Genomic DNA, 12,924 nt, shown 5'->3' with positions numbered 1-12,924 from the left:
GTGGGGACCGCGGGTGACGGAGGCCTTCGGTGATCGGCCTGCCCGCCGGTTTCAGTCCGTGCGCGGGGCCGTGGCCGCCGGGTGACGGATGCTGCTGCTCCAGCGGCCGAGCATCGACTGGTGCAACTGGGTGGTGCCCTCGATGATCTCCATGACCTTGGCGTCCCGGTACAGCCGGCCGGCCGGGGCGTCCGGCCCGACGCCGTGCGCGCCGAGGATCTGTACGGCGTCGGACGCCACCCGGTTCGCGGTGACCGAGGCGAAGTACTTGGCCAGCAGGGTCTGGTTCACCGCGTCCGGGTCGCCTTGTTCCTTGCCGGTGCCGGCCTCGTGGCACAGCAGGCGGGCCGCGCGCGACCCGGCGACCATGTCGGCGAGCATCCGCTGCACCAACTGGTGGTCGATGAGCGGTGAGCCGTACTGCGCGCGGTCCCGGGCGTACCGCGAGGCCGTCTCCAGGCACGCCTGGGCGAGGCCGACGCAGCCCCAGGCCGTGCTGTAGCGGCCGATGTCGAGCGCGGTGGACGCGACGAAGGCCAGCCCGGCACCGGGCCGCCCCACCATGGCGCCGGCCGGCAGCCGGCAGTCGTCGAGGACGATCTCGGCGAGGGACGAGCCGCGCAGCCCCAGCAGGCCCCGCAGCGGCTCGGTCCGCAGGCCGGGGGTGTCCCGTTCGACGAGGAAGGCGGTGTGCCGGCCCTCGTACTGCGCGAAGACCAGGAAGACGTCGGCGAGGTCCGCGAAGCTGATCCACTTCTTGTGGCCACTGAGGACGAAGCCGGAGCCGTCGGGGCGGGCCACGGTCCGCACGCTCTTGGCGTCGCTGCCGACGTCCGGCTCGGTCAGCGCGAAGGAGGCGACGGCGTCCCCCTCGGCGAGGGGTTTGAGCCAGGTGTCCCGCTGTTCGGCGGTGCCCCACCGCCAGAGGGCGTGGGAGACCATGTCGGCGCAGGCCACGAAGTTGCGGACGTTGGAGCAGGTGCGGCCCAGCTCTTCGGCCAGCAGGCCGTAGCTCACCGTGTCCAGGTCCGAGCCGCCGGCCTCGGCGGGCAGCAGCGCGGAGAGCCGGCCCTCGCGGGCGAGGTCCTTGACGAGGTCGCGCGGCATCGCCTGGTCCGCGTCGACGGCCTGGGCCCGGGGCGCCACCACCCGGTCGGCGAACTCCCGGAAGGTGCTCCAGGCGCTCCGCTGCGCGGGCGTGAGCTGACTGATCATCAGGGGTTCCTTCCCTGTCGGTACGGTCCGCGGCGGTGCGGTGCGAGGGCGTGGGTCACGGCCCGGTGACGAGGTGGGCGGCCAGTCGCGCCAGGAACGCGTCCTCGTGGTCGCGGAGGAAGAAGTGGTCGCCGTCGATCTCCTCGACGGTCACGGCGGCGTGGGTGTACTTCGTCCAGGCGTCGGCCGCGGCCCGGTCGGCCTCCCGGTCGTCGGCGCCGCAGAAGACGGAGACGGGGCAGTCCAGCGGGTCGGCGGCGGGGGCCCGGTAGTGGTCCAGGATCGTGTAGTCGGCCCGGATGACCGGGAGGTAGAGCTCCATCAGCTCGGGGTTGGACAGCAGCTCTTCGGGGGTGCCGCGCAGCGCGCGCAGGCGTGCGGTGAGTTCGGCGTCCGGCAGGTCGTGGTTGGTCTCGGCGGGGGTGGCATCGTGGGGCGCCAGGCAGGCGGAGACCAGCAGGCGGCGCGGCGCGGGGAAGCCGTGGGCGAGCAGGTGTCGGGTGAGTTCGTAGGCGAGGATGCCGCCGAAGCTGTGCCCGAAGACGGCGTAGGGCGCCTGCCGGGCCTCGTCCATGGCGCCGGCCAAGTCCGTCAGCAGGGCGCCGAGTTCGCGGGCCGGCGGGTCGGTCCAGCGGGCTCCCCGGCCGGGCAGTTCCAGCGGCCGTACCGTCACCGTGGGCGGCAGCTTGGCGGCCCACGGCTCGTAGATGCGGGCCGAGGCGCCCGCGTACGGAAGGCAGTAGAGCGTCAGGCCCGGCGCCCCGCCGTCGTCCGGGGCCGCCGATGCCGTCCCGGACGACGGCGGGGCGGTGAGACCGAGCAGTCCGCCGACCGTGGGGTGGTCGTGGATCTGCCGCAGGGTGACGCGGTGGCCGAGCGCTTCGGACAGCCGGCGCTGGAACGCGACGACCAGGATCGAGTTCCCGCCGGCCGCGAAGAAGTCCTCGTCGTCGGAGGCGGCGTCGGCCTTCAGGGTGTCCCGCCAGGCCCGCAGGACGGCGGCCCGGCGGGCGGGGGTGGCATCGTTCATGGCGCGCGTTCCTTACCGGCCGGCGTCGGCCAGAGAAGCGCGGTCCACCTTCCCGGAGGTGTTCCGGGGCAGGGACCGCACCACGTGGATCTTGCTCGGGCAGTGGCTCGCGGGCAGCCGGGTACGGATCCAGGCGGCGACCGAAGCGGCCGTCACGTCCTCGGGGGCGACCACGTACGCGGCGATGCGGGCGCGTTCGGCCCGGTCCGCGTGGTGGACCAGCGCCACCGCCTCGGTCACCGCGGGGTACTCCTCCAGGACCGACTCCACCTCACCCAGCTCGATGCGGTGGCCGCGCAGCTTGATCTGGCCGTCGACGCGCCCCAGGTACTCCAGGGTCCCGTCGGCCGTGCGGCGGGCGCGGTCCCCGGTCCGGTACGTGCGCGCCGGTCCGTGCGGGGTCCGCCGTACGGCGAAGCGCTCGGCGGTGAGGTCCGGCCGGCCCAGGTAGCCCGAGGCGAGGCCGTCGCCGTAGAGGTGGACCTCGTCGTCCTCCAGGAAGACGCCGCTGCCCGGCAGCGGGTCGCCCAGGTGGACGGCGTCCGGCGCGGTGATGCGGGCCGCGGTGGCCCAGATGGTGGCCTCGGTCGGCCCATAGAGGTTCCACAGCTCGCTGCCGTGGTCGAGCAGGGCGGCGGCGAGGCTGGGGGTGAGCGCCTCGCCGCCGCACCAGACGCGGGGGCGGCGTCCGGGCGGCGGGCCGCCGGCGGCGAGCAGCAGCCGCCAGAAGCTGGGGGTGGCCTGGATGACGTCCGGGGTGTGCCGGGCGGTGAACTCCGCGAAGACCTCGGGGTCCGTGCGGGCCTCGCCGGGCACCGCGACGAACCGGGCCCCGACGGCCAGCGGCACCAGCATCTCGGCGAGCGAGATGTCGAAGGACAGCGCCGTCATGGCGAGCATCGTCTCCCCCTCCCGCAGCCCGGGGGTGCGGGCCAGGGCGCGGATGCGGGAGGCGAGGGAGTCGTGCGGGACCATGACGCCCTTCGGCCGGCCCGTGGAGCCCGAGGTGTACATGACGTAGGCGACCTCGTGCAGGGCGCGGCCCTCGTCCCCGTCCGGCGCGGGTCCGGTGCGCTCGGTGGTCGGGAGGTGCTCGGCCACCGTGAAGGCGCCTTCCCGCGGTGCGCGGAGCAGTGCCGCGGGCCGGGCGTCCGCGAGGACGCGGGCACGGTGTGCGGGCGGGGCGTCGAGGTTGACCGGGAGGAGCGCGCAGGCGGTCTGCGCGCCTGCCAGCAGGGCGATCGCCCCGTTCACCGGGCTCGGCGTCTCCAGGGCGAGCAGTGCTCCCGGCCGTACCGTCCGCCGGATCAGGGCGGCCAGTTCACCTGCCTGCCGGGCGATGTCCCGGTAGGTGTGGAGGCGTTCGCCGACCGCGGCCGGTGCGAGCGGGGTGCGTTCCGCCTGTGCGCGCACCAGGTCCCAGACCGTCTCCATCCGTCACTCCCCCTCGGCCCGTACCTGCTCCGCCACCCGTTCGGCGAAGTCAGCGAAGACCGGGCTGGCGAACATCACCTCGAACGGCAGGGTGATGCCGAACGCCTTCCGGGTCGTGGCGAGGACGCGTGCGGCCTTCAGGGAGTGCCCGCCTATCTGGAAGAAGTTGTCGGCGGGGGCCGGGGTGCGGCCCAGCACCTCCCGCCAGATCTCCGCGACCCGGTCGGTGACGGAGTCCCCCGCCGGGCCGCCGTCCGGCTCGCCGCCGGGTGCGGGGGCCGGGGGCAGCAGGGCCTGTAGGGCGGCCCGGTCGAGCTTGCCGTTGGCGTTCAGCGGCAGGGCCTCCAGCCGGCGCAGCACGGCCGGGCGCAGGTATTCCGGCAGGGCCTCGGCGAGCGCGTCGCGCAGTTCGCTCTCGCTCGCGGTGCCCGCGTGGAAGCCCCAGAGTTCGCCCCCGTCCTCGTCGGGGCGCAGCACCACCGCCGCCTGGTCCACACCGGTGACGCGGAGGGCGGCCCGCTCGACCTCGGCGGGCTCGACGCGGTGGCCGCGCAGGCTGAGCTGCCCGTCGCGGCGCCCGGCGAACTCCAGCTCGCCGTCGGCGGTCCAGCGGCAGATGTCCCCGGAGCTGTACCACCGGCCGCCGTCCGGCCGGTGGACGAACAGCTTGCGGGTGAGGGCCGCGTCGTGCCGGTACCCGAAAGCCAGCACCTCGCCCCCGATGAGCAGTTCGCCGGGGACGCCCGGTGCGGTGACGACCGTGCCGTCCTCCGCGACCAGTCGGACCTCGGCGCCCGGGACGGGCCGCCCGATGGTCGGTGCCCCGCCGTTCTCCGGGGCGTCCGGGCGCTGCCGCAGGTCGCCGCCCGCCGTGGTCACCACGGTCGCCTCGGTGGGCCCGTAGTGGTTGAAGACGGCGGCCGGGAAATCGGCCGGCGGGCGGACGCGCAGGCGGTCGCCACCGGTGGTGAGGATCCGCAGGGTGCGGGGCGGCCGGGGGGCCGCGAACATCCGCTCCGCCAGCGGGGTGCTCAGGAAGCACTGGCGGACGGACCACCGGTCCATGAAGCGGCCCAGCGCTTCGGTGTCGGTGGTGGCCAGGCCGTCGGGCAGGACGAGGGTGGCGCCGCCGGCGAGGGCCGACCACACCTCCCACGCCGAGGCGTCGAAGCCGAGTCCCGCGAAGGCGCCGACCCGTACACCGGGCCCGGTCCCGTAGGTACGGGTGTGCCAGCGGACCAGGTTGCCCAGGGCGGCGTGGCCGACCTCGACGCCCTTGGGGGTGCCGGTCGAGCCGGAGGTGTAGATGACGTACGCGGTACCGTCCCCGGCCTCCGCATCCACCGTCTCGCCGGTGAGGTCCGCCGTGACGGCGTCCGGCGCGTCGCCGTCGGGCGAGAGCACGGCGAGGGGCCGGGCGTCATGGAGGATCGTCTCCCGCCGTGCCCGCGGCTGGGTCACGTCCAGCGGCAGGTAGGCGGCCCCCGCCCGCCAGGCGCCCAACTGGGCGGCGATGTTCTGGACACCGCGTGGGAAGGCGGTGGCGACGAGCGCGCCGGGGGCGAAGCCGGGCAGCGCCGTCAGCCGGGCCGCGACGGTGCCCGCGGCGTCCCACAGTTCGCGGTAGGTGACCCGTACGGAGCCGCCGGACGGGTCCCCGACGATGACGGCCACCGTGCCGGGGCCGCGGGCCACCCGGTCCTCGACCAGTTGCGGCACGGTGCCCTGTGCGGTCTTCGCGGTCACAACCACTCCTGTTCGACGGCTCTTTCGGGGGCCCACGGTCCGGGGCCGGTCAGCGGCGTACGCGCAGCCTGAGGTGTTCCAGTACGGTCACGCCGTGGTGCGGGCGCAGCACCGGCGGTCCGGCCGGCTCGACGTGGCTCCACCGCCGGGCGAGCCCGCCGAGCGCGGCGCCCGCCTCGATGCGGGCGAGGCCGGAGCCCAGGCAGTAGTGCGTCCCGTATCCGAAGGTCAGGTGCCGGCCGGTGCGGCGCCCGGGGTCCAGGACGTCCGGGTCCCGGTGGACGCGGGGGTCGCGGTTGGCGACGCCGAGCATGAGCAGGACCAGGTCGCCCGGCTCGATCCGCTGTCCGGCGGCCTCCACGGGGGCCACCGCGACGCGGGCGACCTGCTGGACGGAGGTGTCGAAGCGCAGCAGTTCCTCGACGGTCGCGGCGATGTCCCGGGTGGTGGCCGTGCTCCACTGTCCGGTGTGCAGGAGGGCGCGGACGGCCTTGCCGATGAAGGTCGAGGTGGTGTCGAACCCGGCGAAGACCAGCAGGCTGGCCGTGGCGGCGATGTCCTCGTACTCGATCCGGCCCGCTTCGTGGGCGCGGGACAGGACCTCCAGCACGGTTCCCTCGGGTACGCCGGGCGTCTTCAGCGCCGCCGCCACGACCTCTTCGATCTCCGCCAGCGCGCCGGTGCCCCGCTCCACCACCTCGGGCAGGTAGTCGGCGACGAGCAGTGCCGCTATGTCCAGCGCCCATCCGGCGAGCCGGGGCGCCACCTCCTCCCCGACGCCGAGCAGCCGGCACACCACGCGGCCGGCCAGCGGCACCGCCAGGCCGGCCATCACGTCGACCTCGTCGGTGACGTCGGCCAGCAGGTGGTCGACGGTCTCCTCGACGAACGCCTGGAGCGCGGCGAGCCGCCGGGTGGCGAACAGCGGGGTGATCAGGCCGCGCAGCAGTTGGTGGCGCGGCTCGTCCTGGAACATGAACCAGCGGCGGACGATGCCGGCGGTGCGCGGCGCGCCGTCGGCGCCGTCCCGTTCGTCGTGCAGCCGGGTCCTGCCGTGCTGTGGCCAGGCCGCGGAGAGCGCCGGACTGCGCAGCAGGGCGGTGACCTCGGCGGCGCCGGTGACGACCCAGACGCCCAGGTCGTCCTCGCGCCGGACGGGCTCGGCGTCCCGGAGGGCGAGGTAGTCCATGCACGGGTCCACCGGCAGCAGTCCGGTGTCCCGTCGGTAGGGACACGTGAGGTCCATGTGGTGTCGCCTCTGGGGGTCGGGGGCAGGCCGCGCGCCCGTACGGTGCGCGGGGCCACGAAGGAGCGGGTCCTGGGGATGGGCGGGTGCTACGGGGCGAGGACGCCGGCGAGGACCGCGGCGGCCCCGGCGTGGGAGAACAGGCCCACGGCATCGGCGGGGAAGCGGTGGGCCCGGCCCGGCGCGGCACCGTCCCACTCGGCCGCCGCGCTGAGCAGGACGTGATCCGGCCGCCTGGGCAGCGTGCGACCGTGCGCGCCCGCCGCCAGGGTGTAGCTCATCCAGGCCCGCTGATGTGCGGTGAGCGTCTCGAAGATGTCCTCGGGCAGGTCGGGGGCGCAGCGCTCGACGAGGGAGCGCAGGAAGGTACGGACCACGGCCAGGGTGTCGTCCGGGTCGCGGCCCAGGATGCCGGGCACGTCCGCCGGGTCGAGGTCCTCGTCCATGCCGGTGGCCATCTCGGCCAGCAGGCCCTGGGTCTCGGCGGGGGTCGGGAAGACCGGGTCGGCCAGGACCAGCACGGTGTCCGGGCCGAGACGGGCGGCGAGTTCGGAGGCGAGGCCGGAGCCGGAGCAGTAGCCCAGCACCACGGCCGGCTGTCCGCCGGTGTCCGCCTGGAGAGCCCAGTGGTCGGCCTGTTCACCGATCGTCCGGACGGCCTTGCCGATGTCCGGGTGGTCGAGCGGGTCGATACGCAGGCAACCGTCCCGTACGGCGGGCGGGAGCAGGGGGGCGAACGATCGCGGTGTGGTCTCCCGGGCGAACTCCACCGCGATCACGCGGTACGGCTGGGCTGGCATGGCGTTCCCCTTCGGGAGATGACCGGCGGAATCGCGGTGGTGGTCAGGGCAGCACCGGCAGCACCACGCGGGACGGGTACCGGGGCCCGCGGTGGATCCGCACCACGGGTGCGGGAGTGATCTCCTCGACGTGCGCGTTGTCCCGGTCGCAGCACGTGACGCTGATGCGCAGGCGCCGTCCGGCGGCGAAGGCGTACGACGTCGGGTGCAGGTCGGCGACGAGTTCCGCCGGCACGCCGGGCAGGGGTGCGACCGCGTCCCGGGTGCCGCGGTGGTACGGCAGGCCCATGGTGTCGAACGGCGCGTCGCCGAGGGCCCGGTGGGAGGCGCGGACCGCGGCCTCGGTGACGTAGTGCGAGCGGCCCGCGTCGTCCACCTCGCTCAGGTGGACGAAGAACGCGGCGTCCGGGTGGGAGGCGGTCACCCACAGGTGGACGACGGGGTGGCCGGTGACCTCCAGGTCGCGGGGCAGGGCCGGCGAGGTGTAGGTGAGCGCCTTGCGGTCGTTGGGCGTCAGGTCGTAGTGGAAGCCGTTGGCGTAACCGTCGGCCCACCGGGTCGTCGTGCCCGAGGTGGTGGTGTAGTCGATCCGGTAGGCGTCCGCGGTGTCGTCGGTCGCGGCGGGCTCCCCGGGCCCGGCCAGCCGCCCGTCGTTGACCGAGGCGATGGTGCCGGTGGGCCCGGCGCCGAAGTGGAACGCGGTGGGGCGGGTCTGCGGGGGCGGCCACCGCTCGGCCGGGTGCCAACCGGTGCGCGCGGTGGCGCCCATGGTGTAGTAGCGGACCGGCGGCTCGTCCGTGACGCCGTTGTCGATGCCCTTGAGCCAGTGGTCGTACCAGCGCAGATGCTCGCGGGCCAGGTCCGCGTTGGTCCAGTTGTTGTGGCTCCACGGGCCGATGACCATCCGCTGCGGGTTGGTCAGGTTGCGGAACCACAGGGTGGTGTCCCGGGCCCAGATGTCGTGCCAGCCGCCGAGGTGGCAGACGGGGACGCCGGAGGCGCTGACCGCCGCGCGCACGGCGGCCGGGTTGACGTCCTCGTACGGTGCCAGGCCGGTCACCGGGTCCGTGCTGTCCCGGAACTCCAGCGTCGCCGCCTGGTGGAAGACGTCCGCGTTGGACCGGTGCGCGGCGAGGAAGCCGTCCTCCGCGCCGTCCTCCGAACCGGCGCCGTCCGCGCCCGCCTCGGTGTCGAGGCGCCGCACCAGCTCGCTCCAGTTGCGGGCGAAGTCGTCCCGGAAGACACCGCCCGGCCGCAGGAACGCGTACAGGTCGAACATCGCCATCTGCGGGACGATCGCCCTCAGGTGGGGCGGTGCGGTGCCGGCCGCGAGGAGCTGGTTGATGCCCGAGTACGACAGTCCGTACATGCCGACGCGGCCGGTGCACCAGGGCTGTGCGGCCAGCCATTCGGTCACCGCGTAAGCGTCGGCGGACTCCGCCGCGCTGAACTCGACGCGCCGGGTGCCCTCCGAGGCGCCGCTGCCGCGCGCGTCGACCACGGCGACGACGTACCCGTTGCGCAGCAGCTCCTTCAGCCAGGGCTGCGCGTCCAGTTTCGTCAGGACGCCGCCGTTCACGGCCTGGGCCCGCCGGTAGCGCTCGTGGCACCACACGGCCGGCAGCGGTTCGGCGGTCACGGTGCCGTCGCGCTTGGGGCGGAAGATGTCGGCGGCCAGCCGGGTCCCGTCCGGCACGGTGATCCGTACGCTGGTGCGCTCGGCGAGGTCGGCCTCGGCCAGGAAGGCGACGATCTCCGCCTTGCGCGCGCCCAGTTCGGCACGTAGCGCGGCCGTCATGGCGCCCGCCGGGGCGTCGAAGCGCAGCCGGCCGCGGTCCGCCCACAGGGCGATGCCGTCGGCCCGCAGCGCGAGCAGCAGGTCCACCACGCTGCCGTCCGGTTGCCGCGCCGGTGCCGTCACAGTTCGCCCTGTTCGCGCTCGCCGGTGGTGTCGACGGCGCTCTGCTGACGGCCCAGGGCCCAGCGCAGCGACTCGATGTGAGTGGCCAGGCCCTCGATCGTCGGCGTGTCGACGACGGCGCGGACCGGGATGTCGAGATGCAGTTCCTCCCGCAGTCTGCCGACGACCGCGAGCAGGGAGAACGAGTCGCCGCCGCTCTCGAAGAAGTTGGCCCGTACGTTGACGACGTCCAGGCGCAGCACGTCCGCCCAGGCCGCCGCGACCGTGCGTTCCATCGCGGTACGCGGCGGCAGCGCGACGGTCTCGGGGACGGGCGCGGCCGACGGCCGGGGCAGCCGCCCCCGGTCGATCTTGCCGGTCGGCGAGGCGGGCAGGGCGTCGAGCCACACGTAGCAGGCGGGCCGCATCACGAGGGGCAGTTCCGGCGCCACGTGCGCGCGTACCGCGGCCTCGTCGCGGTCGCCCCCCGGGGCCGGTACGAGGTAGCCGATCAGCCGCTGATCGGGTTCGAGCACCACCACGGCGTCGGCCACGCCCGGGTGGCCGCGCAGGACGGCCTCGATCTCCTCCAGCTCGACGCGTACGCCGCGGATCTTGACCTGGCTGTCGACCCGGCCCAGGAACTCCAGCTCGCCGTTGGGCAGCCGGCGCACCAGGTCGCCCGTACGGTAGCGGCGGTGACCCGGGCGGGCCGGGTCCGGGACGAACTTCTCGGCGGTCAGGGCGGGCCGGTTGCGGTAGCCGCGGGCGACGCCGTCCCCGCCGATCCACAGCTCTCCCGGGATGCCGATCGGCTGGGGGTTGCCCCACCGGTCGACGACGGCGCAGGAGGCGTTGGCGATCAGCTCGCCCAGCGGCATGGAGGTGCGCTCCGGCGGCTCGTCGCGCATCCGGCCGACGAGGGCCGCGCCCGCGGTCTCGGTCGGCCCGTACTCGTTCCAGATCTCGCAGTGCTCGGAGACCACCTTGCGGGTGCGGGCCACGAGGTCGGCGTCGAGGTTCTCGCCGCCCATGGAGACGTGGCGCAGCGTCGGCAGGGCGATGCCCGCGTCCGCGATGCCGCGCATCTGGGTGGGTGTCAGGTAGAGCAGGTGGATGGTCCGGTCGTTGAGGAACCGGGCGGTGGCCTCGGGGTCGGCGCGTACCTCACCGGGCAGCATGACCAGGCATGCGCCGGCGGTCAGCGCGTGGAACATCTGCTCCACGGACCAGTCGAAGTGGTAGAAGAGGTTGTGCGCGACCCGGGTGCCCGGGCCGATCGGCCGGGTGTCCTGCGCCCACTGGATCCACGGGGTGACCGCGGAGTGCGGCAGCCCGACGCCCTTCGGGTTGCCGGTGGTGCCCGAGGTGTACATCAGGTAGACGAGCTGCGCCGGGTCGAGCGCGGAGCCGGGGGCGGCGGTGTCGTCGGCCGCGCCCTCCTGCGCGGCGCACACGACGTCCACGCCCTCGACGACCGCGGCCGGCAGCCGGCCCCGCAGCGCGGTGCTCGTGACCAGGATCTTCATGCCGCTGTCGGCGACGACGTACGCCAGCCGCCCGGCCGGGGCGACCGGGTCGAGGGGGACGTACGCGGCACCGGCCTTCAGAATGCCGAGGATGCCGACGATCAGGTCCACCGACGGCTCCGCGCACAGGCCCACGAGGTGGTCCGGGCCGACGCCCCGCGCGGCCAGCTCCGTCGCCAGCGCATGGGCGCGGCGGTCCAGTTCACCGTAGCTGACCCGTTCGGCAGCGCACTCCACGGCGTCCGCCCCGGGTGTCCGGCGCGCCTGCTCCTCGAAGAGGCGGTGCAGGAAGCGGTCGGCGGGGTACGGGCCGCAGCGCGCCGCCGACCAGCTCTCGATCTGCCGGCGTTCGTCGTCCGGGAGGAGGGTGAGCCGCGACAGCCGCTTGCCGGGGGCGGCCACCGCGTCGGCGGCCAGCACGCGCAGGTGCTCCAGGATGCGCCACGCCTTGTCCTCCACGAACAGGCCGGTGTGGTACTCCAGGGCGATCCGGTAACTGGTCTCGGTCTCCGTGACCGCGAACACCAGGTCGAACTTGACCGCCTGCACGTCCAGGTCGACGCTCTCGATCGCCAGGCCCGGCAGCCGGGGCATCGGCACCTCGCGCTGGAAGGCCAGCATCACCCGGAACGGGCTCCGCGACCGGTCAGCGCAGACCGCGTTGACGACCCGCTCGTACGGCACGTCCTGATGGGCGAAGGCGGCCAGCGTGGTGTCCCGTACGGCCCCGAGCAGTTCGGCGAACGTCGGGTCGCCGGACAGGTCGCTGCGGACCGCCAGGGTGTTCAGGAAGCAGCCGAGCATGTTCTCCAGCTCCGGCAGGTCCCGGTTGGCGCTCGGGGTGCCGACGACGATGTCCGTCTGGCCGCTGTAGCGGTGCAGCAGCACGTCGATCAGGGCGAGGACGGTCATGAACGGGGTGGCGTCGTGCTCCTGGGACAGCTCCCGCAGCCGGCGGGCGACGGCCCGGGGCAGCTCGACGGCCACCGAGGCGCCGCGTCCGGCCGGCTCGTCGCGCGCCGGCAGGTCGGTGGGCAGGTCCAGCACGGGCAGCGGCCCGCGCAACTGCTCCTTCCAGTACGCCAGTTGTTCGTCGAGAGCGGCGTCCCCGACGGTGCGCCGCTGCCAGGCGGCGAAGTCCGCGTACTGGACGGCGGGCCGCTCGCCCGGCCCGCCCGCGCCGCTCCCGGCCCGCGCGTACAGCTCCAGCAGTTCGGCGACGGCCCGTTCGAAGGAATGGACGTCGGTGATGATGTGGTGCTGATTGACGAGCAGGACGTGCCACTGCTCGTCCAGCCGGTACAGCTCCACCCGGAACAGCGGGCCGCGCTCCACGTCGAACGGCCGTCGGGCGGCCGCCGGCAGCCGGTCGGCCATCACCTGCTCGCGCTGCTCCTCCGGTTCGGACCGCAGGTCGACGACGGTCAGCGGCAGGTCGGCGGTGGGCAGGACGATCTGCTGGGGCACCCCGTCGACGGCACGGATGACCGTACGGAACACCTCGTGCCGCTCGACCAGCGCCCCGACCGCCGACCGCAGCGCCTCGACGTCGAGGGGCCCCTCGATCTCCACCGCCGCGGGGACGTTGTAGCGGGAGCCGGGCCCGTGGATGTGCTCCTCCACCCACATGCGCTGCTGGGCGAAGGAGGTGGGCGCCTGGAACTCCTGCCCCGCCGGGCGGTCGAGCGGCTCGATGGCCGCCCGGGCCCGCGGCGCGGCGGCCGGCGCCGACGCCCGCAGCTCCTCGATCGAGGCGGCCAGCGCACCGGCCGTCCGGCTCTCGAACAGGACACTGAGCGGAATGTGCAGCCCCAGCTCCGCACGGAGCCTGCTGATCACGCGGGCACCCTGGAGCGAATTGCCGCCGAGGGCGAAGAAGTTGGCGTCCGGGCCGGGGATCTCGGTGCGCAGCACGGCAGCCCACACCGCCGAGACGGCCTCCGCCACGGACAGGGGCGGCCTGTCGTCCGCCGGCCCGGTCGCGGCCTGCTCAGTCATGTCGTTCCACCCATTCCCTCGTCGTT

The 12,924-nt window shown here is 74.5% G+C and carries 8 protein-coding genes; all 8 read right to left on the bottom strand.

What is annotated here, in order from left to right; translation table 11 throughout:
* Nucleotides 1-51: 51 nt before the first annotated feature.
* Nucleotides 52-1,215, bottom strand: coding sequence for an acyl-CoA dehydrogenase family protein (locus ACH4EB_RS32895; RefSeq protein ID WP_398351873.1), 1,164 nt, complete (start codon nucleotides 1,213-1,215; stop codon nucleotides 52-54).
* Nucleotides 1,216-1,270: 55 nt separating this feature from the next.
* Nucleotides 1,271-2,245, bottom strand: a complete 975-nt coding sequence (locus ACH4EB_RS32890) for an alpha/beta fold hydrolase (protein WP_398351871.1) — start codon at nucleotides 2,243-2,245, stop codon at nucleotides 1,271-1,273.
* Nucleotides 2,246-2,257: 12 nt separating this feature from the next.
* On the bottom strand, nucleotides 2,258-3,679 hold the full coding sequence (locus ACH4EB_RS32885) for an amino acid adenylation domain-containing protein (protein ID WP_398351869.1): 1,422 nt from the start codon (nucleotides 3,677-3,679) through the stop codon (nucleotides 2,258-2,260).
* A 3-nt stretch (nucleotides 3,680-3,682) separates the two neighbouring features.
* A complete protein-coding gene (locus tag ACH4EB_RS32880) occupies nucleotides 3,683-5,425 on the bottom strand; it encodes a non-ribosomal peptide synthetase (RefSeq protein WP_398351868.1) in 1,743 nt (580 codons plus the stop codon).
* A 49-nt stretch (nucleotides 5,426-5,474) separates the two neighbouring features.
* On the bottom strand, nucleotides 5,475-6,671 hold the full coding sequence (locus tag ACH4EB_RS32875) for a cytochrome P450 (protein WP_398351867.1): 1,197 nt from the start codon (nucleotides 6,669-6,671) through the stop codon (nucleotides 5,475-5,477).
* 89 nt (nucleotides 6,672-6,760) lie between these two features.
* The gene (locus ACH4EB_RS32870) at nucleotides 6,761-7,471 is read right to left on the bottom strand and encodes a hypothetical protein (RefSeq protein WP_398351866.1); all 711 of its coding nucleotides are present in this window, start codon (nucleotides 7,469-7,471) and stop codon (nucleotides 6,761-6,763) included.
* A gap of 43 nt (nucleotides 7,472-7,514) precedes the next feature.
* Complete coding sequence (locus ACH4EB_RS32865; RefSeq protein ID WP_398351865.1) at nucleotides 7,515-9,392, bottom strand: CocE/NonD family hydrolase; 1,878 nt, start codon at nucleotides 9,390-9,392, stop codon at nucleotides 7,515-7,517.
* Nucleotides 9,389-12,898, bottom strand: coding sequence for an amino acid adenylation domain-containing protein (locus tag ACH4EB_RS32860; protein WP_398351864.1), 3,510 nt, complete (start codon nucleotides 12,896-12,898; stop codon nucleotides 9,389-9,391). The genes ACH4EB_RS32865 and ACH4EB_RS32860 overlap by 4 nt, the downstream gene beginning before the upstream one ends.
* Between the last annotated feature and the right edge of the window lie 26 nt (nucleotides 12,899-12,924).

Origin of the sequence: Streptomyces sp. NPDC018045, assembly GCF_044327445.1 — a bacterium.
Lineage (GTDB): Bacteria > Actinomycetota > Actinomycetes > Streptomycetales > Streptomycetaceae > Streptomyces.
This window is presented reverse-complemented; position numbering and strand designations above follow the sequence as displayed.

Coding starts and splice junctions, on each gene's coding strand:
- ACH4EB_RS32895 (WP_398351873.1), bottom strand. CDS start 1,215: ATGATCAGTCAGCTCACGCCCGCGCAGCGGAGCGCCTGGAGCACCTTC.
- ACH4EB_RS32890 (WP_398351871.1), bottom strand. CDS start 2,245: ATGAACGATGCCACCCCCGCCCGCCGGGCCGCCGTCCTGCGGGCCTGG.
- ACH4EB_RS32885 (WP_398351869.1), bottom strand. CDS start 3,679: ATGGAGACGGTCTGGGACCTGGTGCGCGCACAGGCGGAACGCACCCCG.
- ACH4EB_RS32875 (WP_398351867.1), bottom strand. CDS start 6,671: ATGGACCTCACGTGTCCCTACCGACGGGACACCGGACTGCTGCCGGTG.
- ACH4EB_RS32870 (WP_398351866.1), bottom strand. CDS start 7,471: ATGCCAGCCCAGCCGTACCGCGTGATCGCGGTGGAGTTCGCCCGGGAG.
- ACH4EB_RS32860 (WP_398351864.1), bottom strand. CDS start 12,898: ATGACTGAGCAGGCCGCGACCGGGCCGGCGGACGACAGGCCGCCCCTG.